This is a genomic window from Novosphingobium kaempferiae, assembly GCF_021227995.1.
Lineage (GTDB): Bacteria > Pseudomonadota > Alphaproteobacteria > Sphingomonadales > Sphingomonadaceae > Novosphingobium > Novosphingobium kaempferiae.
In genome coordinates, this window is sequence record NZ_CP089301.1 from 1608714 (window position 1) to 1630955 (window position 22242).

A 22242-nucleotide genomic window follows, 5' to 3' on the forward strand; every position below is an offset into this window, starting at 1 on the left:
TAGAGAGGCATGTCGAAGTTCGATCCCGCCGCCGCCCCGATCCCCCGCCGCCGTCTGCTCGCCATGGGCGGGGCGCTTGCCGGAAGCCTCGGCGTGGCGGGCCTGTTCCCTGCCTGGGCACGGAGCGGTACGGCGGGCATCGCCCATGCCTCCCCTCATGCAACCGCAGGCTCGGGAGTGCTGTCCGGCGCTGCCATCGCCCTTCGCATCGGCGAAAGCCACTTCGCGACCGGCGGGCGATCCTCGCATGCGGTGACGGTCAACGGCACGCTGCCCGCGCCGCTGCTGCGCCTGCGCGAAGGGCAGACGGTGCGCATCGCCGTCACCAACACGCTTGCCGAACAGACCTCGATCCACTGGCACGGACTGCTGGTTCCGTTCCACATGGATGGCGTGCCCGGCGTGAGCTTCCCCGGCATCGACCCCGGCGAGACTTTTACCTACGAGTTCCCGCTGACCCATTCGGGCACGTTCTGGTATCACTCGCACTCGGGCATGCAGGAGGCGGTCGGGCTCTACGGCCCCATCGTCATCGACCCCGCCGGACCTGATCCGCTGGCCTGCGAGCGCGAGCACGTCCTCGTGCTCAGCGACTGGAGCCCGATCCACCCGCACGAGCAGATGCGCCGCCTCAAGATGATGAGCGGCTACTTCAACCGCCAGAAGCAGGATCTGGCCGGGCTGCTGGCGGGCAAGGACCAGTCGCTGGCGGACCGCCTCGCCTGGGGGCAAATGCGCATGGATGCGACCGACATCTCCGACGTGACGGGCACGACCTACAGCTTCCTCGTCAACGGCCACGGCACCGCGGAGAACTGGACCGGCCTGTTCGCGCCGGGCGAGCGGGTGCGGCTGCGCGTCATCAACGCCTCGTCGATGACCAACTTCAACTTCCGCATTCCCGGCCTGCCGCTGAAGGTGGTCGCGGCGGACGGCAATCCGGTGCAGCCGGTCGAGACCGACGAAGTGCAGATCGCCATCGCCGAGACCTACGACTTCATCGTCGAGCCGGGCGAGGTGGAAAGCTACGCCATCGTCGCCGAGGCGCTCGACCGTTCCGGGCAGGTCCGCGCCACGCTGGCACGGCGCATGGGGCTGGCGGCGGCGGTGCCTGAGATCCGCAGGCGCCCCGTCCTCACCATGCGCGACATGGGGATGGACATGTCCGGCATGGACATGGGGCAGGACGGCGAGATCGACCTCAGCAAGCCCGCCAACGAGAGCATGGCCGGGCATTCGATGAAGATGCGCGACCCTGCGGTCGCGCCCACCGTGAAGATGGGGCCGGGCGTGGCGACGCTGTCGCCGATGCCGGTGGACAGGCTCGCCGACCGGCCGACCGGGCTGGAGGATGTCGATCACCGGGTGCTGACCTATGCCGAACTGCGCGCGCGCGATCCCAACCCCGATCCCCGCGTGCCGAGCCGGCAGATCGATGTCCACCTGACCGCGAACATGGAACGCTACATGTGGTCGATGGACGGCACCGCGATGTCGGAGAACCCCGATCCGATCCCGTTCCGGCTGGGCGAGCGGGTGCGCGTAAACCTCGTCAACGACACGATGATGCCGCATCCGATCCACCTGCACGGCCACTTCTTCGAACTGGTGAGCGGCGAACCGGGGAATCGCCCGCGCAAGCACACCGTCAACGTGCTCCCCGGCGGCAAGGTATCGTTCGACCTGACGGCGGACGGGGAGGGCGACTGGGCCTTCCATTGCCACATGCTGCTGCACATGCACGCCGGGATGATGCGCGTGGTCACGGTGCGGCGCGATGGCGAGCCCGAGGAACGCCATAGCGGCCACGAAGGCCATCAGGGCCATATGGGCGCGGGAGAAGGCTGATGGCGCCGACGCTTTCCCGTCTCATTCTCGCGCCGCTGCTGGTCTCGACGATGCCTTTCGCTGCCTGCGCGCAGGAAGCCTCGGCTGCCGCGACGCACGACCATTCGAGCATGGACCACTCGATGCACGGCATGGAGATGCCTGCGCAGGAAATGCCTCAACCAACGGCTACCCCCGTGATGGACCATTCCGCACACGCGGGTCACGCGACGTCCGAAGCCACCGTGTCCGACCAGCCGGGCGATGCACCGCCCCCTCCGGTCCCGACCGACCACCCCGCCGACCGCATCTTTGCGCCCGACCGCATGGCCGCGTCGCGCAAGGCGATGATCGGCGAGATGCGCTTCAGCACTTTCGCGCTGCAGGTCGATCAACTGGAATACCGCGCGGCCAAGGGGCGCGACGGCTCCGGTTGGGACGCACAGGCGTGGTACGGCGGCGACATCGATCGCGTGGTGCTCGCCAGCGAGGGCGAGGGCAGCTTCGGCGAACGAGCCGAGCGCATCGAACTGGCGGGCTACTGGCGCCACGCACTCGATCCGTGGTTCAACCTGCAACTGGGCGTGCGGCACGACTTCCGCCCCGACCCGCAGCGCACCTACGCCCTTATCGGCATCGAGGGGCTTGCGCCCTACTGGTTCGAGGTGAGCGGCCAAGTGCTCGTCTCGGACAAGGGCGACACCCACGCGCGGGGCAAGGCCGCCTACCAGCAGCGCATCACCCGCACGCTGGTGGTCGAGCCCGAGGCGGAAGTGGACTTCGCCTTTCAGGACGTGCCCGATCTCAGCGTCGGCTCCGGCTTCGAGCGCCTCGAACTCGGCGCCCGCCTGCGCTACGACCGCAACCGTTCGCTGGCGCCCTATGTGGGCGTCCACTGGGAGCGCAAGCTCGGCCAGACCGCCCGCCTGGCGCGGGCGGCAGGCGACGATGCCTCGGGCGTATCCGCCGTCGTCGGCGTGCGCGCCATGTTCTGACGGGTCAGATCGAGCGGCGAGGGTCGCTGCCGTCCCAACGGTCCGCCTCGCCCTTTATCATGCCGAACAGTTCTACCATCGGCGGCAGCGGCGCGATCACCTCCACCAGCGGGCTGAGCCCGTCGCGTGCGGTGTCGAGGTAGGCGAAGCGCGACAGGGGAAGGCGGCCTTCCAGCAGCACCGGCACGCCGTCTGCGCGGGCTTGCGCCAGCGTGGCCTTGTAATCGTCGATCCAGGTGCCGTAGTGGTGGACGCCGCTCTTACCGCTTTCGAGGAAATCGCGGTAGGTAGACGCCGCGATGCCGGGCTGGATCAGTTCGATCATGGTGTCGCCGCTGTAGCTGATGGAGACGCCGCCGAAGATCGGCTCGTCCAGCGGCGCGGCCTTGTCGGCGACGGAGAGTTCCTCGAAGGGCAGGGGGATCGGGAAGTCGTAGAACGGGCCGACGCCCATGTTCCGCGTCCAGTGCTCGACAGCCTCGTCGAGATCGGGGACGACGTAGGCGATCTGGAAAATCCGGCCATAGATGCGGCTCATTTCGGTCACTCTCCCGCTATGGCGCGCCCCCGCGTCATGTCGGCGCGGGTGTTCGCGATCCTGCTTGAAAAACATTCATGACTGTTTTCTACTGAATGTCCACCCCGAGGGTGAGTCGGCCATAGAGACGACCATCCGGTGGACCCCAGAGGAGAGGCCTGGAGAGGTAAGAGCACCATGATGAAGCTCGAATTCGACGATTGGAACATCCACGTCGGCACGCCGCACCCGTTCAACGCGCGCGTCTCGCCCGCGATCGACAACGGCACCGACCGCCCCGACCCGCGCCGCTATCACGACCGCGCCTTCATGCGCGAGGAGTGGGAAAAGGTCTTCGCGAAGAGCTGGCTGCTGGCCGGTCCCGCCTCCGACATTCCCGAGCCGGGCGACTTCTTCACTTTCGAGGTCGGGACGGAAAGCTTCGTCGTCGTGCGCGGCGACGACGGGCAGATCCATGCGCACTACAACGTCTGCCCCCATCGCGGCAGCCGTCTGGTGACATCGGACTTCGGTTCGCTCGACCGCTTCACCTGCCCGTTCCATTCGTGGAAGTTCGACCTCGAAGGCCGCAACGTCGCGGTGACGGACCCGGAGACGTTCCGTCCCGAAGTGCTCTGCCATGACCGGAACCTGACCTCGGTGCGCTGCGAAGTGGCGGTGGGGCTGGTGTTCATCTGCATGGACCCGGCAGTGGAGCCGCTGAAGCAGTGGCTGGCGCCGATCCTGCCGCACCTCGAACTCTACGACATCGACCGGATGTACGTCGTGCAGCACCGTCGGTCGGACTGGGGCGCGAACTGGAAGGGCGGGGTGGACGCCTTCGCCGAGATCTATCATCTCCACGCCGTCCACCCGCAGACGCAATGCCTGATGGACGACCGCACGCAGATCGACTTATGGTCGGGCGGCCTCTCTCGCCAGTTCGTGCCCTTCGCGCAGCCTGCCTCGCGCTATGCCGATCAGGAGACGGTGAACCCCGGCATCCAGTCGATGCTGCGTGACGCCGGGATCGACCCGGAGACCTACGACGGCACCGCCGCCGAGACGCGCCGCGCCGTGCAGCAGGCCAAGCGCCGCCGCTCGGCCGAACTGGGCCTCGGATACGAGAAGTTCAGCGACAGCCAACTGAGCGATTCCGTGGTCTATGGGCTGTTCCCCAATGCGCAGATCGGCTGTCATCCGGAGGCGATCTTCCTCCACCGCTTCATCCCGCACGCCAGCGACCCGAACCAGTTCACGTATGACACCTGCATCCTCTACCGGCACGTCGATGCGCCGGGATACTGCGCGCCCGCGTGGATGGGGCTGGGCGATGAGACCGACCTGACCGGCGCCACCCGGCCAGAGATCGTCCATACCGGGCTGGGAGAACCGCCGGGGCTGGGCGAAGTGCTCGATCAAGATTCCGATCTCCTGCCGATCGTGCAGGCGGGCGCAAGGTCGCGGGGTTTTCGTGGTCCCCTCTGGAGCGAGCAGGAGGGGCGGTTGCGGCACTTTCATGCCGAACTCGACCGCCGGATGGGAGCGCGCGCATGAACTACGATCCCCGCAGCTGGACCGTCCACAAGGGCTCCGATCACCCGTTCGACCAGCCCGCACCGCCCATCGACAACGGCACCGCAAGGCCCGACCCGGTCCGCTATACCTCGCCCGAATTCTTCGCGCGGGAGTGGGAGGACGTCTTTGCCCGCACATGGCAGCTTGCCGCGCCGTCCAGCGACATTCCCGAGCCCGGAGACTGGGTGAAGTTCGACACCGGGCCGGAGAGCTTCATCGTCGTGCGACAGGCGGACGGCTCGGTAGCGGCACACTACAACGTGTGTCCGCATCGCGGCAGTCGTCTGGTGACGGGGGAGATGGGCAGCCAGGACAGCTTCACCTGCCCGTTCCATTCATGGCGCTTCGGCATCGACGGGCATAACCAGAAAGTCACCGATCCGGAGACCTTCCGCCCCGAAGTCCTGTGCCACGACCTCAACCTGACCTCGGTGCGCGCCGAGGAAGCGGCGGGCCTCGTCTTCATCAACATGTCGGACGAAGGGCCATCGCTGGCCGAGTTCCTCGCGCCGATCCTGCCTATGCTTGAGACTTACGGCATGGACCGGATGCACGTTGTCCAGCATCGCCGGTCGGACTGGGCGGCGAACTGGAAGGGCGGGATCGACGCTTTCTACGAAAGCTACCACCTCCATGCGATCCATCCGCAGACGATGGGGGTGATCGACGACAGGACGCACATCGACCTGTTCCCGCATGGCCTGTCGCGCCAGTTCGTGCCGATGGCGCAGCCGAACTCGCACTTCCCGGATCAGGAGATCATCAACCCGGGCATCGCCGCGCTGCTGGCCGATGCGGGTGTCGATCCCGACAGCTTCACCGGCACCGCGATGGAAAGCCGCGCCGCCGTGGCCCATGCCAAGCGGGAAAGGGCAGCGCGGATCGGGCTCGACTATTCGCATTTCTCGGATGCGCAACTGACCGATGCCACGATCTTCGGCATCTTTCCCAACACGCAGATCGGCTGCCATCCGGAGGCGGTGTTCCTCCACCGCTTCAAGCCGCATGCCAGCGATCCGGAGCAGTTCACTTACGAGACGACCATCCTCTATCGCCATGTCGACGCCCCCGGTTACGGCGCGCCGGGGTGGATGGGGCTGGGCGCGGAGGTGGACGTCACCGGCGCGACGCGACCCGAAGTGGTCCACACCGGGCTTGGCGAGCCGCCGAATATGGGCGAAGTTCTCGATCAGGACTCCGACCTTCTGCCAATCGTACAGGCGGGTGCCCGGTCGCGAGGGTTCCGGGGGCCGTTGTGGGGCGAGCAGGAAGCGCGCCTGCGGCACTTCCATGTCGAACTGGATCGCTGGCTGGCCGGATAAATGTTCCGGTTATGATCCGCTGAAGGATTGACACCCGGCCTTGCGGGGGCAAGGAGGCGCGGATGGAGCTGCCTCTCTACAGTTGCACGATGCCGTCGCCGGTGGGCGAACTCACGCTGGTGGGCGGGGACGCCGGGCTGGTCGCGGTAATGTGGGAGAACGACCGGCCCGCCCGCGTTCCTCTCGGCCCGCTGATCGACGAGGAGCATCCCGTACTAACGGCGACGAAGGTGCAACTGCGTGAATATTTCGCGGACGGGCGGCGCGTGTTCGACGTGCCGCTCGACTTTCGCGGCACGGAATTCCAGCGCAAGGTCTGGGCCGCGCTGCTGGAAATTCCCTTCGGTGAGACGCGCAGCTACGGAGAGATCGCCCGCTTACTGGGGAGCCCCAACGCCAGCCGTGCGGTCGGAGCCGCCAACGGGCGCAACCCCATCTCGATCATCGCACCATGCCATCGCGTCATTGGCAAGAGCGGCAGCCTGACCGGCTTCGCGGGCGGGATCGAAGCGAAAGCATGGCTGCTGGCGATGGAAGAAGGCCAGCCGCTGCTGCTGTGAAGCGGCATAACAGGCGGCCTCAGAATGGGCGGCCTCAGAATGGGCGGATCGTCACCCCGTTGTCGATCACCAGTTCCGCGCCGGTAATGAAGCGCGATTCATCCGATGCGAGGAACAGCACCAGCGCTGCCACGTCCTTGGGATGGCCCGGCGTGCCCGGCGGCAGGACGCCGTCCGGTATCTCCTTCGGCTTGTCGAGCCGCCCTTCCGCCGTCTGCACCATCGGCGTCTCGATGGCACCCGGGTGGACCGAGTTGCAGCGGATCTTGTAGCCCTTTTCCTGGCACATCACCGCGACCGACTTGGTCATTGCCCGCACCGCGCCCTTGGCGGCGGAATAGGCGAAGAAGATCGGATAGCCGAGCAGTGCGCCGGTCGAACTCATGTTGACGATGGAGCCGCCGCCACCCTTGTTCATCAACGGGATCGCGTGCTTGCAGCCGAGGAACACGCCGTCGGTCATGATCGCGCTGACCCAACGGAACTGCTCGAGCGTGGTGTCCTCCACGTCGGCGCTGAGCACCACGCCCGCATTATTCACAAGTACGTCGAGCCGTCCGAAGCGGGCCTTGATCTCCTGCATTACCGCGATCCACTGCGCTTCGTCCGCGACGTCGAGCGCCATAGCCAGCGCGCCGTTGCCGATACGGTCGGCGACGGCGAGGGCAGGCTCCAGCTTCACGTCGGTGACGATCACGGTCGCGCCCTCGCGGGCCAGCGCCTCGCAGTCCGCCGCGCCCAGTCCCGAGCCGCCGCCGGTGACAAGCGCGACTTTGCCTTCAACCCTGCCCATGTCTCTCTCCCGTTGTGATAGCGCTTCGTCAGTGCGAGCGTAGCGAAGCGATCCGGAGCAGCGTTACGCCGCCCCATCTTCCTTGAAATAGTCAGGCATCCCGGCCGGCCAGATCACGCCCCACTGGGCCTGCCCGCCGTCGAGGATCATGAGGTCGCCGTTGACGAACCGGGCCGCCGGGGAGGCGAGGTAGGCAATGGCCTCGGCCACGTCCCAGGCATTGCCGCGCATCTTCATCGGGTTGGCCTTGTGGAAGCGGGCGAGGGCTTCTTCCGGGTACATGCGGAAGCCCTCCGTCTCGATCACGCCGGGGCCGATGCAGTTTACGCGGATGTTCCACTGCGACCATTCGGTGGCGAGCGTCTTCGACAGGTAGATCACCCCGGCGCGCGCCGCGCAGGTGTGCGCGGCCTGCGGCATCCCGCGTTCCACATTGGCGACGATGTTGACGATGTTGCCGGGCTTGCCATCGGCGCGCCAGCGCTTCGCGGCTTCCTGCATCATCCACCAGGTTCCGTTGAGATTGGTGTCGATCACCGCCATCCAGCCCTTGCGGCTGAAGTCGATGGCGTCCTGCGGAAACTGTCCGCCCGCGTTGTTGACCAGCGTATCGAGCCCGCCGAAATGGTCATGTACCGTGCCGATCAACGCCTCGACCGCCTCGGGGTCGCGAATGTTGGTGGGCACGGCCAGCACCTCGCTGCCGACCGCATCGCGCACGAAATCGACGGTCGTCTGCAACTTCTCCGGATCGCGGCCACAGATGGCGACGTTGGCGCCGAGCTTCGCCGCGAGAAATGCCGCCGCCTTGCCCATGCCGCTGCCTGCGCCGGTGATAAGCATCGTCTTCCCGGCCAGCAGATCCTCGCGATAGACGGTCGTCTGCTCACGCAGCGCATCCTCGTCCAGTCCGCGCGCGGGGCGGTTAGGGCCGTCGTCCTCGGGACGGAAGGTCTTGGCGGTGAAGGTCTTGGGCGCGTTCAAATCTCTGTCCTTGCGAATCGAGACAGAGGCCGGCCTGCGCCGCGTTCATCCTCTGCCCGCCGTCAGCCTAGACGCGGCGGATCAAAAAGACAAACAAGATTGTTTTTGTGCAGGCGATCAGACCGCCGTGGCGTTGCGGTGCCATGGCATCAGAGCGCGGATCTGGTTTTCCAGATGCGTCAGCATCGCGGGCACCTTGGCCTTGTCCATCGCGCCGGTCTGCACCGCGATGGCCATGCCTTCGAGGATCGTCTGCGACAGGTTCATCGCCATGTCGAATTCCAGCGGAGCATCGCGCCATTCGGGGAAGAGCGCATCGGCCTGCGCGTTGAACTTTTCGCGGAATTCCTCCTGCAAGGGGAACAGGATCGCACCGAGTTCCTTGTCGGTCCGCGCCGCCACCGCGAGTTCGTGGAAGGCGATGAACGCGGGCTTCTGCACTTGCGCCCAGTAGACTTCGACCAGCGTGTCGACGTCATGCTCCTCCGGCTTCTCGGCGGCACGGCGGAAGGCGCGCAGGCGCTTTTCATGCAGTTCGATGATCGTCGCCTTGATGAGCGCGGCGCCGTTCTCGAAGTGGTGCATCATCGCCCCGCGAGACAGACCCGCCTCTTCCGCTACGCGCGGTGTCGTGGTGTTGGCGTAGCCGTGCTTGACGATGCAGCGCACCGTCGCATCGATCAGCCGTCCGCGCGTCTGCGCCGCCTTGGTGGCCTGCAGGGTGCTGCCGGTCGCCGCCTTGGCAGGAGTAGGCTTTGCGATGCGGGTCGTGCGAGTGCGCGAGAGGGCCATGTGATTCGCCTGGAAATTGCTGTCGCCGGTGATTGTGTATTCATGCCGCTTACGCCCATCGCCACGGACTAGGCAAGCGCCACGCATCGCCGGAGTCCGGCCTTTCCTGCGGATATCGCCGGACCGCAGAGCGCTCTCAGGGGCGGTAAACAAAACAGACATGACTGATTGTGTTTTTTCGTCCGCTTGGTAAGCTGGCGTCAAACACAGTTCGCATGGTCGCGCATTCCGGCGCGCGATCTGATAGAGCACAGGACATGGGAGAGCGGGCATGGGCGACAAGCCGATCCTGACTATGGGCGAGATGATAAGATCATCGGCCGGCAAGTTCGCCGACCGCGACGCGATCGTGCTGCCGGATCGGCGGCTGACCTACACCGAACTGAACGAGGCGGCGCGCGCATGGGCGCGGGCGCTCGTCGCGATGGGCGTGAAGCCGGGCGACAACGTCGGCCTTCTGCTGCCGACCTGCGTGGACTTCATCACCGCCTTCTACGGCATCACCATGACCGGCGCGGTCGCGGTGCCGGTCAATGCCCGCTACCAGGCGAACGAACTCGGTTTCGTGACTGCCGACGCGGACCTCGTGACGATCATCACCATCGGCAAGGTCGCCGACGGGCTCGACTTCAGTGCACGCCTCGAGGCGGCGCTGCCCTCGCTGACGCAGGCGGAGGATCCCTGGGCGCTCTCTTTGCCCGAGGCTCCCCGCCTGCGCAGCATCGTGTGCCTGGACGATCGGTGCGCGCCCTATCTCGTTCCCGCGCGCGCGGCGCTGGGCGCGGGCATGGAGACGCCGGAGGCGCGGATCGACGCGCGGATCGACGAGGTGTCGCCGCAGGATACCGCGATGATCCTCTACACCTCGGGCACCACCGCCAATCCCAAGGGCGCGATGATCAGCCACCGTGCGCAGGTGGCGAACAGCCGCAACCTCGGCGTGCGCTACGAATGCACGGGCGAGGATAAGGTCTGGTCGCCGCTGCCGATCTTCCACATCGCAGGCATCCTGCCGATGACGATGATCCTCGACCTTGGCGGCACCTACATGACTATCCCGAAGTTCGACGCCGGGGTTGGGCTGGAGATGTTGGGCCGCGAAGGCGCGACGATCGCCTATCCCAGCTTCGTGACGATCATGCAGGATCTCATCACGCACCCGACCTTCAAGGACACCGACCTGTCGAAGCTGCGGGTCATGAACTCCAACTTCGCGGTCCAGCCCGAGTGGATCAAGCTGGCGGTGGCAGAGGCCATGCCGCACACGATCCAGGTCGGTACCTATGGCCTCACCGAAGGCGCGGGCACCGTCTCCACCAGCCGCCTTTCCGACAGCTACGAGGTGCGCACCGGTCGTTGCGGCGTGCCGCTCGATGAATGGAAGGTGCGGATCGTCGATCCCGAAACCGGCCTCGATTGCGGCCCCGGCGAGCAGGGCGAGATCGTGCTGGGCGGCCCCAACATCCTCAAAGGCTACTACAACGCGCCTGAAAAGACCGCCGAGGCCATCCGCGACGGCTGGTTCTTCTCCGGCGACATCGGCTCGATCGACGCCAACGGCAACGTCATGTTCCACGGTCGCACCAAGGACATGCTCAAGGTCGGCGGGGAGAACGTCGCCGCGGCCGAGATCGAGGCCATGCTCCAGACCCATCCGGCGGTGAAGCTGGCGCAGGTGGTGGGCCTGCCGGACGACCGTTACTCCGAAGTCCCTGCCGCCTTCGTGGAACTTGCCGAAGGCGGAGCCGCCAGCGAGCAGGAGCTGATCGACCACTGCAAGGGCCGCATCGCCAGCTTCAAGATTCCGCGCCATGTGCGCTTCGTCGCGGACTGGCCGATGTCCACTTCGAAGATCCAGAAGTTCCGCCTGCGCGAAGGGCTGATCGCGGAGCTGCAGGCCGTCTGAACCCAAGCGAAGGCGCTAAAAAAGGCAGTCGTGATTGTCTTTTTTATTGCATCCGGGGATGGAGCGGGCTTACAGTCTTCTCAAGAACTCAAGGGCCGCTTCGGCGATTTCGGCGGCCCGGCGACACAAGGAAGAAGCGAATGGATCTGGGACTGGCGGGCAAGAAGGCGATTCTCGTCGGCGCGGCGCGCGGCATCGGCTACTCGGTGGCCGAAGTGCTGGCGCGTGAGGGCTGCGACATCGCACTCACCGCCCGCAGCGAGGACAGCGTGAAGGACGCCGTCGCCGAACTCTCCAAGTACGGCACCCGCATCGTCGGCAAGCCGATCAACGCCAAGTCGGCGGACGACTACAAGGCGTGGATCCAGTGGGCGATCGACGAGCTGGATGGCGTGGACATCCTCGTCCCCTTCACCTCCGCGGGCAGCGGCATGGGCTCCGAGAAGTACTGGTACAATGCCTTCGAGACCGACGTCATGGGCGCCGTGCGCGCGGTCGACGGCGTGGTGGAGAAGATGGCCGAGCAGCAGCGCGGCTCCATCGTCCTGATCGCCACCACTTCGGTGCTGGAAGCCATGGGCGGGCCGCAGCCCTACAATGCGATGAAGGCCAGCCTCGTCACCTGGGGCAAGCAGCTGGCGCTCTGGCACGGCAAGAACGGTATCCGCGTCAACGTCGTCTCCCCCGGCCCGATCGAGTTCGAGGGCGGCAACTGGGACATGATCAAGGGCACCATGGAGAAGTTCTACGCTTCCCAGCTTCGCCAGCAGCCGATGGGCCGCCTCGGCCGCCCTGAGGAAGTGGCCAAGGCCATCGCTTTCCTCGCCAGCGACGCGGCGAGCTGGTGCAACGGTTCGCACCTTGTCGTCGACGGGGGCTTCACCAACAGGACGCACTTCTGATGAAACCGCATGTCATGGGCTGGGACCGCGCGGCGATGGACGTCAGGCGGGTCGTCGACGTCTTCCGCGTCGATCCCGAGTCCGTGGGCAACGGCACCCCGGTGGAGCGCGCGCCTGATCCGGAACTCGGCACCGACATCATTCCGGCGGCACGTTACTACTCGCCCGAATTCATGAAGCTGGAGTGGGAGCGGGTCTGGACCAAGGTCTGGCTGCTGGGCGGTCGCAGTGACGACCTGAAGGAACCGGGCGACTACATCTGCACCGATATCGGCAAGGAATCCGTGCTGATCGTGCGGCAGGCCGATGGGTCGATCCGCGCCTTCCCGAACCTGTGCCTCCATCGCGGCAACCGCCTGCGCCCCGAAGGACGCGGTAATGCCGAGAAGTTCCAGTGCATGTACCATCACTGGACTTACGGCCTCGACGGCAAGCTGAACCACATCCCGGATATGTGTACCTTCCATCAGGGCGGTCCTCCGGGGATGAAGCTGACCTCGCTGCCCTGCGTCGAGTGGAACAGCTTCGTGTGGTTCTCGCTCGACCCGAACGTCGAATCGTTCGAGGATTTCATCGACCCGCTCAAGCAGCACCTCGAACCCTACCACCCCGAGCGGATGGCCTGGACTAGGGACATCACCGTCGAATGGGACTGCAACTGGAAGACCTCGGTCGACGCCTTCAGCGAGACGTATCACGTCCAGGGCATCCATCCGCAGCTCAAATGGTATCTCGATGACGTCAACGTCCAGATCGATTGCTACGGCAAGCACAACCGCTACCTGATCCCCTTCGCAGCCATCTCTCCGCGCGTGGCGATGCCGAGCCAGATTCCGCCCGCGATCCACGAGATCATGGTCCACGCCGGCATGGACCCCGCCGAGTATGAGGGCCGCGTCTCCGACATCCGCCGTGACGTGCAGCTCTTCAAGCGCGAGCACGGCCCGGCTCAGGGCAAGGACTATTCCGAGCTGAACGACGAGCAGCTGACCGACGACTATCACTACACGATCTTCCCGAACGTGTCGGTCAACGTCCACGCGGACGACGTCATGCTGTTCCGCCAGCGCCCCCACGCCACCGACCCGAACAGGATGTACTACGACATCTGGATGTTCGGCCTTGTTCCGGAGGGCGAGGAATGGCCCGAACGGGTTCGCCATCAACACTTCAGGCATGGTGATAAAACCATCGGTCAAGTACTTGACCAGGATGCATTCAACCTGCCGACGGTGCAGACAGGTATGCAGTCGGACTTCTTCCCCGGACTGCACATCGGCGATCAGGAACTGCGCATCCGCCACTTCCACAAGGTGCTCGACGACTACATCTACGGCGACGGCAAGCAGCCGACCGACCTGTAAAAAACAATTCACGGGAGAGCGGCTTTGCAACTGAACCGCGACGAACTGCTGGGCGCCTATCGCCGGATGAAGACCATCCGCGAGTTCGAGGAGCGCCTGCACGAAGAGATCAAGACCGGCGAGATCGGCGGTTTCACGCACCTCTATGCCGGGCAGGAGGCGGTTGCCGTCGGCCTGTGCGACCAGCTTACGATCGATGACAAGATCGTCTCCACCCATCGCGGCCACGGGCACTGCATCGCCAAGGGCTGCGACGTGAAGGGGATGATGAAGGAAATCTACGGCCGCGCCGGAGGGCTCTGCAAGGGCCGCGCGGGCTCGATGCACATCGCCGACCTCGATGTCGGGATGCTGGGCGCCAACGGCATCGTCGGCGGCGGCGCGCCTCAGGCGGTGGGCGCCGCGATCGCCGCGCGCATCGACGGCAAAGGCCGGGTGGGCGTCACCTTCTCGGGAGACGGTGCCTGCAACCAGGGCACCACGTTCGAGGCGATGAACCTTGCCGTCGTCACCAAGGTGCCCGCCATCTTCGTCTTCGAGAACAACCACTATTCCGAGCACACCGGCGACGCCTATGCCGTCGGCACCAATCGCGACATCGCCAGTCGCGCCGAAGGTTTCGGAATGAAGGCGTGGCGGGCAAATGGTTGTGATTTCTTCGAGACTTACGCAGCATTCACAGAAATTCTCGAATATGTTCGCGCCGGCAACGGACCCGCAGCCATCGAACTGGATACCGAGCGTTACTACGGCCACTTCGAGGGCGACCCGCAGCGCTATCGCGGCAAGGGCGAACTCGATCGCATCCGCGCCGAGCGGGACTGCCTCAAGGCTTTCCGCGCCAGGGTGACGGGAGCCGCGCTCCTGACGGACGCTGATCTCGATACGATCGACGCCGAAGTGCTCGCCCTGATCGACGAGGCCGTGGCCGAGGCCCGTGCCGACGAGCAGCCCGATCCCGCGACCGTCGCCGACGACGTCTACGTCGAATATTACTGAGGGACCGCAGATGGCCATCATGAACATCCGCGAGGCGATCGTCTCGACGCTGCACGCGGAAATGGAACGCGATTCCGACATCATCCTGCTCGGCGAGGACGTCGTGGGCGGCAACGGCACCGCAGGCGGTCCCGAGGCTATCGGCGGCATCTGGGGCACCAGCCCCGGCCTCTGGAAGAAGTTCGGGCCCGAGCGCGTTATCGACACCCCCATCAGTGAAAGCGCCATCATCGGCGCGGCGGCGGGCGCGGCGCTTTCGGGCAAGCGGCCGGTTGCGGAATTGATGTTCGCGGATTTCGTGGGCGTCAGCCTCGACCAGATCTGGAACCAGATGGCCAAGTTCCGCTACATGTTCGGGGGCAAGACCAAGTGCCCCGCCGTCGTGCGTCTGGTCTATGGCGCGGGGATGCAGACGGCGGCGCAGCACAGCCAGTCGGTCTATGCGATGCTGACGGCGATGCCGGGCCTCAAAGTTGTGCTTCCCACCACCCCGGCGGATGCCAAGGGCCTCCTCACCGAAGCGCTGCGCGGCGACGATCCGGTGATGTTCTTCGAACACAAGACGCTCTACGGCGTGAAGGGCGAGGTGCCCGACGGCGACCACCGCCAGCGCTTCGGCGAGGCGCGCGTGGTGCGCGAGGGTGGCGATGTCACCGTTGTCGCCTGCGGACGCATGGTGAACTTCTCCGAGAAGGCGGCGGATGCGGTAGCGAAGGACGGCATCGGCATCGACCTGCTCGACCTGCGCACCACCAGCCCACTCGACGAAGATGCGATCCTCGAATCCGTCGAGCAGACCGGGCGCCTCGTCGTCGTGGACGAAAGCCCGCCGCGTTGCAGCCTTGCCGCTGACATCGCCGCGATGGTGACAGAGCGCGCTTTCACCAGCCTCAAGGCACCGCCCGCGATGGTGACGGCGCCGCACAGCCCGATCCCCTTCGCCCGCAACCTTGAGCGCGCCTGGGTGCCTTCACCGCAGAAGATCGAGGATGCGGTGCGCCGCGTCCTCGCCTTCCGCTGAGGGGAGGGCACATGGCCAAACTCACTCCCTTCACGATGCCCAAGTGGGGCATCGAGATGGCCGAAGGCACGATCGCCGACTGGATGGTGGCGGAAAACGCCCCGTTCGAGCGCGGCGCAGTGCTCACGCTCGTCGAGACGGACAAGATCACCAACGAAATCGAGGCGGAAAAGGACGGCCGTTTCGTGCGCATCCTCGCCGAAGCGGGCCAGACCTATCCGGTCGGTGCGCTGCTGGCGGTTCTGAGCGATGGAGGCGAGGCCAGCGCGGCGGAGATCGACGCCGTGATCGCGGCGTTCCGCCCTTCCGAAACAGGCTTCGGCCCTGATGGCGATGCGCCCGCGCCGGTCGCCGAACCGGAAAAGTCCGCCGCTCCGGCAGCACTGCCGATCCCTGAAGGTCTCGCCATAAGCCCGGCGGCTCTGGCGGAAGCCCAGCGCCTCGGGGTCGATCTGGCGACTGTCAGCGGCAGCGGGCGTAACGGCCGCATCTTCGCGCAGGACGTCCACCAGGCCGCGCGGCCTGAGGCGAAGCCGCAACTCGTCGGCGTGTTCGCGGCGACGCCGGATAGTCCGGTTCTGTCCACCCCGGTAGCGCGGCGTCTCGCCAGTCTGCATGGGCTGGACCTTGCGACGGTGAAGGGTTCGGGCGCACGCGGAAAGGTTCGTCGCGACGACGTTCTCGCTGTCGTCCATCAGGCCGCATCGGCACCTGCTTCCACTCCGATGGCGGCTGCGCCCGCACCTGTCGCGGCGGTCTCGGCACCGCGTCCGGCTTCGGGCGATGTCGACGTCATGCCGATGTCCTCGATGCGCCGCACCATCGCGCGCAGGCTCACCGAGGCCAAACAGCAGATCCCGCACTTCTACGTTCGCCGCCGCGTTCGTGCGGACCGCCTCTTGGCGCTGCGGGCCTCGCTTGGCGCCGACAAGCCCAGCGTCAACGACTTCATCGTCAAGGCCGCGGCGCTTGCGCTGATGGAGGTGCCTGCCGTCAACGTGCAGGTCCACGGCAACGAGATCCACCGCTTCGGCTCCGCCGATATCTCGGTGGCGGTGGCGACCGAGAAGGGCCTTGTTACCCCTATCGTCTTCGGTGCGGACGACCTTTCCGTGGCCGAGATCGGCGGGGTCATGAAGGGCCTCGCCCAGCGCGCCCGCAGCGGCAAGCTGAAGCCGGAGGAGTTCACTGGCGGCAGCTTCTCGCTTTCCAACCTCGGCGGGTTCGGCGTCGAACAGTTCGACGCGATCATCAACCCGCCGCAGGGCGCGATCCTGGCGGTCGGCACTGCCCGGCCGGAGCCTATCGACGACGACGGCGCGATCCGCATCGTGCCGGTGTTCCACCTTTCGCTGTCCTGCGATCACCGCGCCATCGACGGCGCGGACGGGGGTCGCTTCATGGCGGCGCTCGCCAAGCTGATCGAACAACCTCATTTCCTCTGAAAGACTTACGCGATGAACTTCAAGCTGACCGAAGATCAAATGCAGCTGCAGGAAGCCGCCCGCGAATTCGCCCGCGCCGAGCTTCCTGCCATCGCTGCAGAGCTGGAGCGCGACAACAAGCCACCCAGCCGCGCGCTGGTGAAGCGCTACGCCGAACTCGGCTTCCTCGGCATCAACGTGTCCAGCGATCTGGGCGGCCTTGGCCTCGGCAACATCGAGGCGCTGATCGTGCTGGAGGAATTCGGCAAGATTTCCTCCGCCGTAGGCTTTCCGATCTTCGAAAGCTCGGTCGGGCCGGTGCGTGCCATCGAACACTTCGCGTCGGATGCGCTGAAGCGGCGGGTGGTTCCGGCGGTCTGCGCGGGCGAGATGGTGGTGGCCGTGTCGATGTCCGAGCCGGACGCGGGCAGCGCGCTGACCGACCTCAAGACCAAGGGCGTGGTGAAGGGCGACAAGCTCGTCATCAACGGCACCAAGCGCTGGTGCTCGGGCGGCGGCCATGCCGATGCCTACGTGGTCTACTGCCGCCTGTCCGACGAGCCGGGCGCCAAGGGCATCGGCGCGGTGCTGGTCGAGAAGGACGCGCCGGGCCTTTCGTTCGGGCCGAATGAGCAACTTATGGGCTTTCGCGGCATTCCCTCGTCCGACCTCAACTTCGACGACTGCGAGGTGCCGCTGGACAACGTGATCGTCCACGCGGGCGGCGGCTTCAAGAAGCTGATGGAGGCGTTCGACCTCGAACGCTGCGGCAATGCCACGATGTCGCTGGCGCAGGCCTCGGGCGCGCTGGAGGACGTCAGCGCCTATGTCCAGGAGCGCAAGCAGTTCGGCAAGGCCATCGCCGAGTTCCAGGCCGTGCAGATCAAGCTGGCCGAGATGCAGATGAAGGTCGAGGCCGCCCGCCTGCTGATCTGGCGCGCCGCCTCGCTGGCCGAGGACGGTCTGCCTTCGGTCCTCCACAGTTCCACCGGCAAGTGCTTTGCCAACACCATCGCGCGCGAGGTGACGGGTGATGCGATGCAGCTGATGGGTGCCTACGGCTATTCCAAGGAATTCCCGATGGAGCGCCGCCTGCGCGATTCATGGGGCTGGGGCATCGCGGGCGGCGCGATCGACATCCAGAAGGTCAACATCGCCGGGGCCATGCTCGGACGGCGGTTCGATCAGCGGCGGTAGGGCTGACCGGGCCATGAGGGGGTGGCCCGGCACCCGCGCTGTCAGCGCGCGGTGCCGGCCATCCGCTCCCTCGCCCCGCGCGTGTAGACGAGGTTGATGGAGGTGAACGTCACCGCTTCGGTTCCGTCCTCCAGCACGACCGCATAGCGTGTCATCGCCGTGCCGCGATCGGTGCGGGTCTTCGAGGGTTCGAGGCTGACGATCTCGCTGGTGACATGGATCGTGTCCCCGGCGCGGATGGCGCGCTTCAGGCGCAGTTCGTCCCAGCCGACGCCGCAGACCCAGTCGATGTCCCAGTTGATCTCATGGTCCATCTGCCGCCAAAGAGCGAGGACGTGGATGCCGCTCGCCACCACTTCGCCGAAGACCGACTGCGTGGCGCTTTCGGGATCGGTGTGGAACCACTGTGGGTCGTATCGCCGCGCGAACTCGAGGATTTCCTCCTGCGTCACCGTGCGCGGCGAGGACTTGCGGAACTCGCCGAGTTCGAGATCCTCGAACGTGCGATGGGGTTTTGCCGGGACGAAGGCTTCGGTCACAGCTTGCCCTCGCGCTTTTCTTCCAGCATCCGCGCCAGGCCCTGCTGGCTGACGGTGGCGACGAGGGTACCGTCGCGGCGAAACACATTGCCCCGGCCCAGCGCCAGCGCGTCGGTGGCTGCCGGGCTGTCGAGCGCGTAGAGCATCCATTCGTCGACGCGAAATTCGTCGTGGAACCAGATCGCGTGGTCGAGGCTGCTGCTCTGGAGGAAGTCGTTCGCCCAGCCGATCCCGAGCGGTCCAAGCGCCGTGTGGAAGATGTGGAGGTCCGAGGCGTAGGCGAGTAGTCGTTGATGTACGTCCAGAGGTCCACCGACCATTCCGTTGAAACGGAACCAGAAGTTTCGTGCAGCGGGGCGAATTTTACGCTCGTCGAAGGGGAAGAAACCGATGGGCCGCCAGTCCACCTGCTGCGCGCGTCGCCAGAACGGGCGGTGGCGTTCGGGCAGGCGGTCGCCATAGGCAGCGACCAGTTCGGCAAGGCTGGTGAGGCCCTCCGGCGGAGGCACGTCCGGCATCGCGAAGGCGTGGCGGCCGGATGGCTCGGGGGCCTTGAACGAGGCCATCAGGTTCACGATCGGCGCGCCTTCCTGCGTCATGCGCACGGTGCGGTTGGCGAAGGTTCGCCCGTCGCTCTCGCGGGTCACGGCGAACTCGACGGGCCTGTCGGTGAGCCCGGGCTGGAGGAAGTAGGCGTGGAGGCTGTGCGTCACCTTGTCCAGCGGCACCGTCAGGCGTGCGGCGGCGAGGCTCTGCGACAGGACCATGCCGCCGTAGAGCCGCAGCAAGCCGCTGGGGATCGGGCCGACACGGAAGCGGTCAGGGCCAATCTCCTCGAATTCATAGGCGAGGCGGCGTTCGAGTTCGGGATCGTCGGGGTAGGGGTTTTGTTCGGGCAAAGGGTCCATCCGCTCAGGTCGGCCGTTGCTAAAGACCGCCTCGGTCCCCGGATCAACCCCCGTATCACACCCCGCATCGCGCATTATGCGACCGCCAGCTTCTCGAATCCGAAACCGCATTCCGGATCGACGATCTGGAGCAGTTCGACGACATTGCCGTCGCAGTCCCTGCCGTAAGTCGCCCGCGTCGCCGCCGAGCCGCCGGGCGGGCAGTTGAAGTGCATGCCCAGCGCGGTCAGCCGCTCGTATTCGGCGAAGACGTCGTCGCAGTAGAGGCACAAGTGGGTGATGCCCCGGTCGCACATGCGCGGGTGGACGGTCTGCGGATCATTGCTGACGTACTCGAAGACCTCGATGTGGAGGTTGCCGAGGCGGATCATCTCGTAGCGGGCGCTGCTGTCCTTGAGGCCGACCATGGTGTCGATCCGCTCGTTCCCCGGCTGCCAGCCGCCTTCCTTGCCCGCGCGCTCGAAGCCGAACCAGCGCTGGTAGTGGTCGACGAACCGTTCGAGGTCCGGGGTCGAGATGGCGAGGTGGTGGACGCCGCGGATCATGCGGCCTGCCTCGCGGCCTTCACGGCGGTGACGATCTCGGCATTGGTGGGGTTGCGACGCAGGGTGAGGCCGCCGTTCACCTGCAGAACCTGCCCGCTCATGAAGCAGGCGTCGCTCGCCAGCCAGGACACGGCCTCGGCAATGTCCTCGCTGGTGCCCACGCGGCCGAGCGGATATTCCTTCTCAAAAGTCTGGATTATCGCCTTGTTCTGAGACGCTTTCTCCGTCATCGGCGTGACGGTGAAGCCGGGCGCGACCGAGTTGGCGCGGATGCCGCGATGGCCGAACTCGTTGGCGACGCAGCGGATCACATGGTCCGCGCCAGCCTTGGTGCCCATGTAGGCCGCGTGGTCCTCCAGCATGATCGAGGCGGTGGCCGAGGATATCTGCACCAGCGAGCCGCCGTCGCGCATCACCCGCAGCATCGCCTGATAGAACAGGATCGCCCCGGTGAACTGGAGCGCGGTCATCTTCTCGATCTCGGCCTTGGTGGTGTCCAGGAAGGGCTTGAGCAGGCCCCAGCCGGTTGCGTTCACGGCGATGTCGATGCCGCCGTAAGTGGCCTTCGCCGTGTCGCCGAGGCGGGCGAGGTCGGCTTCGTCGGTCAGGTCGCAGCCGGTCACGGCAAGGCCGCCGATCTCCCCGGCGAGGCGTTCCAGTTCCTCGGCCTTGCGCCCGGCGACGATCACCGTGGCGCCATCGGCGGCGAGGCGGCGGGCAATCACCTGCGCCATGTTGTCCCGGTTCGCCGCGCCCACGACGACGGCGACCTTCCCAGCCAGATCGGCCATTCCTGCACTCTCCCGTATTGTTCTTATCGTTCAGTCGCGCTGGACCCAGTCGTGCAGCACCTGCTCTACCCGCGCATGCTCGGGCACGCGGTTGAGGCCGATGCGGCGGTCGAGTTCCTCATGCCAGTGGTAGATGCGCCGCTCCTGATAGTTGAGCGGGATGCCCTTGAAGCCAGGGCTTTCGAGCGATTCCTGGATCTGCGGGGCGTACTGGAGATCCTCGTAGAGAATACGCTCCCAGTTGCCGAGGCGGGTCGGCCAGAGCGGATGCGGGTTCTCCGGATCGTGCCCCGGCGCCAGCCAGCTCGACACGACGCGCGTGCGGGTGGTTCCGATCGGCCAGAACTGCAGGATCGGGATGCCGGTCGGCGCGGGCGGCATGATGAAGTTCGGGTAGATCTGGTAGCTGACGTTGTTCTTCGCCGGGAATTCGGTGATCGAGGGGATCGAGGGCATGCCCACGGTGCCCGGGTCCACCCAGTCGGGACGACGGTTCGGCGTCGCCATGCGGCTGTGCCCGTTGGGCCAGAGCGTCACGATCATCGAACGGTGATCGAGGAAGCGGTCCACCGTGTTCTCGTGGATCGACTTGATGTGGTAGACTTCGAGGAAGGCGTCGAGCAGCACCTTGACGTTGCAGTCCACCTCGTAGCTGCGGCTGTCTACCAGACGCAGCGTGTCCAGCTCGAACTGTTCGAGCTGCGCGGCCATCGGGCCGATGTGCTCCATCAGCGGCTGCGCGTCGGGATCGCGGTTGATGAAGATCAGCGTGCCCAGCAGTTCGCAGCGCACCTGCACCAGCGAGCGGCAGGAGGGGTCGAAGTCCACGAAGTCGCGCTTGTCGCGCACCGCCGTCAGCTTGCCGTCGAGGGTGTAGCTCCAGCCGTGATAGCCGCAGACGAAGCCGCGCGCCTCGCCCGATTCCTCGGTGACGAGGGGGGCGCCACGATGCTGGCAGGTGTTGTAGAACGCCTTGACCTCACCCTTGAGCGTGCGGGTGATGATGATCGGCACGCCCGAATTGCGGTTGAGGAACCAGGAGCCCGGCTTGGGCACCTGATCGACATGGCCCGCATAGAGCCACGCCTTGTCCCACATCATCTCCCTTTCGAGCTTCAGGAACTCGGGGTCGGTGTAGCGGCTGCCGGGAATGTCGGGCAGCTTGGGAAAACCCTCGGGCGGACCCTTGCGGTCACGCTCGTAGTCCATGCGCGCGAAATCGTTCTCGGGCTTTTGATCTGTGACCAGATCGAGCATCGGCCTTCTCTCCCTTGCCTT

21 protein-coding genes are annotated in these 22242 nt (G+C 65.9%); 12 read left to right on the plus strand and 9 right to left on the minus strand.

Features of this window, described 5'->3' with window-relative positions; translation table 11 throughout:
* Nucleotides 1-9: 9 nt before the first annotated feature.
* Together LO787_RS07525 and LO787_RS07530 are read left to right on the plus strand one after the other, a co-directional pair.
* Nucleotides 10-1848, plus strand: coding sequence for a copper resistance system multicopper oxidase (locus LO787_RS07525; protein WP_232495225.1), 1839 nt, complete (start codon nt 10-12; stop codon nt 1846-1848).
* Entirely contained in the window at nt 1848-2822 is a 975-nt protein-coding gene (locus LO787_RS07530) for a copper resistance protein B (RefSeq protein ID WP_232495226.1), read from the plus strand. Before LO787_RS07525 ends, LO787_RS07530 begins: the two co-directional genes overlap by 1 nt.
* Nucleotides 2823-2826: 4 nt before the next feature.
* Here LO787_RS07530 and LO787_RS07535 read toward each other — a convergent pair whose 3' ends face one another.
* Entirely contained in the window at nt 2827-3360 is a 534-nt protein-coding gene (locus LO787_RS07535) for a VOC family protein (RefSeq protein ID WP_232495227.1), read from the minus strand.
* Nucleotides 3361-3540: 180 nt separating this feature from the next.
* Between LO787_RS07535 and LO787_RS07540 the strand changes: the two genes are divergently transcribed.
* From LO787_RS07540 to LO787_RS07550, 3 genes are all read left to right on the plus strand, one after another.
* Nucleotides 3541-4896 (plus strand): aromatic ring-hydroxylating oxygenase subunit alpha, encoded by a 1356-nt coding sequence (locus tag LO787_RS07540; RefSeq protein WP_232496281.1) that lies wholly within the window; start codon nt 3541-3543, stop codon nt 4894-4896.
* A complete protein-coding gene (locus LO787_RS07545) occupies nt 4893-6239 on the plus strand; it encodes an aromatic ring-hydroxylating oxygenase subunit alpha (RefSeq protein ID WP_232495228.1) in 1347 nt (448 codons plus the stop codon). The genes LO787_RS07540 and LO787_RS07545 overlap by 4 nt, the downstream gene beginning before the upstream one ends.
* A gap of 62 nt (nt 6240-6301) precedes the next feature.
* Nucleotides 6302-6799: a methylated-DNA--[protein]-cysteine S-methyltransferase gene (locus tag LO787_RS07550; protein ID WP_232495229.1), complete on the plus strand. Its 498-nt coding sequence runs from the start codon at nt 6302-6304 to the stop codon at nt 6797-6799.
* A gap of 34 nt (nt 6800-6833) precedes the next feature.
* On the opposite strand, the gene LO787_RS07555 is transcribed toward LO787_RS07550, so the two are convergent.
* The 3 genes from LO787_RS07555 to LO787_RS07565 form a co-directional block, all read right to left on the minus strand.
* Nucleotides 6834-7592, minus strand: a complete 759-nt coding sequence (locus LO787_RS07555) for an SDR family oxidoreductase (RefSeq protein WP_232495230.1) — start codon at nt 7590-7592, stop codon at nt 6834-6836.
* A gap of 63 nt (nt 7593-7655) precedes the next feature.
* A complete protein-coding gene (locus tag LO787_RS07560; RefSeq protein WP_232495231.1) occupies nt 7656-8576 on the minus strand; it encodes an SDR family oxidoreductase in 921 nt (306 codons plus the stop codon).
* A gap of 117 nt (nt 8577-8693) precedes the next feature.
* Complete coding sequence (locus tag LO787_RS07565; protein WP_232495232.1) at nt 8694-9368, minus strand: TetR/AcrR family transcriptional regulator; 675 nt, start codon at nt 9366-9368, stop codon at nt 8694-8696.
* 271 nt (nt 9369-9639) lie between these two features.
* Between LO787_RS07565 and LO787_RS07570 the strand changes: the two genes are divergently transcribed.
* The 7 genes from LO787_RS07570 (at nt 9640) to LO787_RS07600 (ending at nt 18181) form a co-directional block, all read left to right on the plus strand.
* Nucleotides 9640-11274 carry a class I adenylate-forming enzyme family protein gene (locus LO787_RS07570; protein WP_232495233.1) on the plus strand — a complete coding sequence of 545 codons (1635 nt, stop codon included), beginning with the start codon at nt 9640-9642 and terminating at the stop codon, nt 11272-11274.
* Between the two features lie 140 nt (nt 11275-11414).
* Nucleotides 11415-12176: an SDR family NAD(P)-dependent oxidoreductase gene (locus tag LO787_RS07575; RefSeq protein ID WP_232495234.1), complete on the plus strand. Its 762-nt coding sequence runs from the start codon at nt 11415-11417 to the stop codon at nt 12174-12176.
* Complete coding sequence (locus tag LO787_RS07580; RefSeq protein WP_232495235.1) at nt 12176-13540, plus strand: aromatic ring-hydroxylating oxygenase subunit alpha; 1365 nt, start codon at nt 12176-12178, stop codon at nt 13538-13540. The genes LO787_RS07575 and LO787_RS07580 overlap by 1 nt, the downstream gene beginning before the upstream one ends.
* Nucleotides 13541-13564: 24 nt before the next feature.
* A complete protein-coding gene (locus tag LO787_RS07585; protein ID WP_232495236.1) occupies nt 13565-14539 on the plus strand; it encodes a thiamine pyrophosphate-dependent dehydrogenase E1 component subunit alpha in 975 nt (324 codons plus the stop codon).
* A 10-nt stretch (nt 14540-14549) separates the two neighbouring features.
* The gene (locus LO787_RS07590) at nt 14550-15560 is read left to right on the plus strand and encodes an alpha-ketoacid dehydrogenase subunit beta (protein WP_232495237.1); all 1011 of its coding nucleotides are present in this window, start codon (nt 14550-14552) and stop codon (nt 15558-15560) included.
* A gap of 11 nt (nt 15561-15571) precedes the next feature.
* Nucleotides 15572-17005, plus strand: a complete 1434-nt coding sequence (locus tag LO787_RS07595; protein WP_232495238.1) for a 2-oxo acid dehydrogenase subunit E2 — start codon at nt 15572-15574, stop codon at nt 17003-17005.
* Between the two features lie 12 nt (nt 17006-17017).
* Entirely contained in the window at nt 17018-18181 is a 1164-nt protein-coding gene (locus LO787_RS07600) for an acyl-CoA dehydrogenase family protein (RefSeq protein ID WP_232495239.1), read from the plus strand.
* 41 nt (nt 18182-18222) lie between these two features.
* Here the strand turns inward: LO787_RS07600 and LO787_RS07605 are convergent, their stop codons facing one another.
* The 5 genes from LO787_RS07605 to LO787_RS07625 form a co-directional block, all read right to left on the minus strand.
* Nucleotides 18223-18720: a MaoC/PaaZ C-terminal domain-containing protein gene (locus tag LO787_RS07605; protein WP_232495240.1), complete on the minus strand. Its 498-nt coding sequence runs from the start codon at nt 18718-18720 to the stop codon at nt 18223-18225.
* The gene (locus tag LO787_RS07610) at nt 18717-19628 is read right to left on the minus strand and encodes an acyl-CoA thioesterase (protein ID WP_232495241.1); all 912 of its coding nucleotides are present in this window, start codon (nt 19626-19628) and stop codon (nt 18717-18719) included. The genes LO787_RS07605 and LO787_RS07610 overlap by 4 nt, the downstream gene beginning before the upstream one ends.
* Before the next feature lie 74 nt (nt 19629-19702).
* Complete coding sequence (locus LO787_RS07615; protein WP_232495242.1) at nt 19703-20173, minus strand: VOC family protein; 471 nt, start codon at nt 20171-20173, stop codon at nt 19703-19705.
* Entirely contained in the window at nt 20170-20964 is a 795-nt protein-coding gene (locus LO787_RS07620) for an SDR family oxidoreductase (RefSeq protein ID WP_232495243.1), read from the minus strand. Before LO787_RS07620 ends, LO787_RS07615 begins: the two co-directional genes overlap by 4 nt.
* Nucleotides 20965-20994: 30 nt before the next feature.
* Entirely contained in the window at nt 20995-22221 is a 1227-nt protein-coding gene (locus tag LO787_RS07625; protein ID WP_232495244.1) for an aromatic ring-hydroxylating oxygenase subunit alpha, read from the minus strand.
* Nucleotides 22222-22242 lie beyond the last annotated feature (21 nt).

Coding starts and splice junctions, on each gene's coding strand:
- LO787_RS07620 (WP_232495243.1), bottom strand. CDS start 20,964: ATGGCCGATCTGGCTGGGAAGGTCGCCGTCGTCGTGGGCGCGGCGAAC.
- LO787_RS07600 (WP_232495239.1), top strand. CDS start 17,018: ATGAACTTCAAGCTGACCGAAGATCAAATGCAGCTGCAGGAAGCCGCC.
- LO787_RS07625 (WP_232495244.1), bottom strand. CDS start 22,221: ATGCTCGATCTGGTCACAGATCAAAAGCCCGAGAACGATTTCGCGCGC.
- LO787_RS07595 (WP_232495238.1), top strand. CDS start 15,572: ATGGCCAAACTCACTCCCTTCACGATGCCCAAGTGGGGCATCGAGATG.
- LO787_RS07540 (WP_232496281.1), top strand. CDS start 3,541: ATGAAGCTCGAATTCGACGATTGGAACATCCACGTCGGCACGCCGCAC.
- LO787_RS07565 (WP_232495232.1), bottom strand. CDS start 9,368: ATGGCCCTCTCGCGCACTCGCACGACCCGCATCGCAAAGCCTACTCCT.
- LO787_RS07590 (WP_232495237.1), top strand. CDS start 14,550: ATGGCCATCATGAACATCCGCGAGGCGATCGTCTCGACGCTGCACGCG.
- LO787_RS07530 (WP_232495226.1), top strand. CDS start 1,848: ATGGCGCCGACGCTTTCCCGTCTCATTCTCGCGCCGCTGCTGGTCTCG.
- LO787_RS07525 (WP_232495225.1), top strand. CDS start 10: ATGTCGAAGTTCGATCCCGCCGCCGCCCCGATCCCCCGCCGCCGTCTG.
- LO787_RS07555 (WP_232495230.1), bottom strand. CDS start 7,592: ATGGGCAGGGTTGAAGGCAAAGTCGCGCTTGTCACCGGCGGCGGCTCG.
- LO787_RS07535 (WP_232495227.1), bottom strand. CDS start 3,360: ATGAGCCGCATCTATGGCCGGATTTTCCAGATCGCCTACGTCGTCCCC.
- LO787_RS07610 (WP_232495241.1), bottom strand. CDS start 19,628: ATGGACCCTTTGCCCGAACAAAACCCCTACCCCGACGATCCCGAACTC.
- LO787_RS07615 (WP_232495242.1), bottom strand. CDS start 20,173: ATGATCCGCGGCGTCCACCACCTCGCCATCTCGACCCCGGACCTCGAA.
- LO787_RS07550 (WP_232495229.1), top strand. CDS start 6,302: ATGGAGCTGCCTCTCTACAGTTGCACGATGCCGTCGCCGGTGGGCGAA.
- LO787_RS07545 (WP_232495228.1), top strand. CDS start 4,893: ATGAACTACGATCCCCGCAGCTGGACCGTCCACAAGGGCTCCGATCAC.
- LO787_RS07575 (WP_232495234.1), top strand. CDS start 11,415: ATGGATCTGGGACTGGCGGGCAAGAAGGCGATTCTCGTCGGCGCGGCG.
- LO787_RS07570 (WP_232495233.1), top strand. CDS start 9,640: ATGGGCGACAAGCCGATCCTGACTATGGGCGAGATGATAAGATCATCG.
- LO787_RS07580 (WP_232495235.1), top strand. CDS start 12,176: ATGAAACCGCATGTCATGGGCTGGGACCGCGCGGCGATGGACGTCAGG.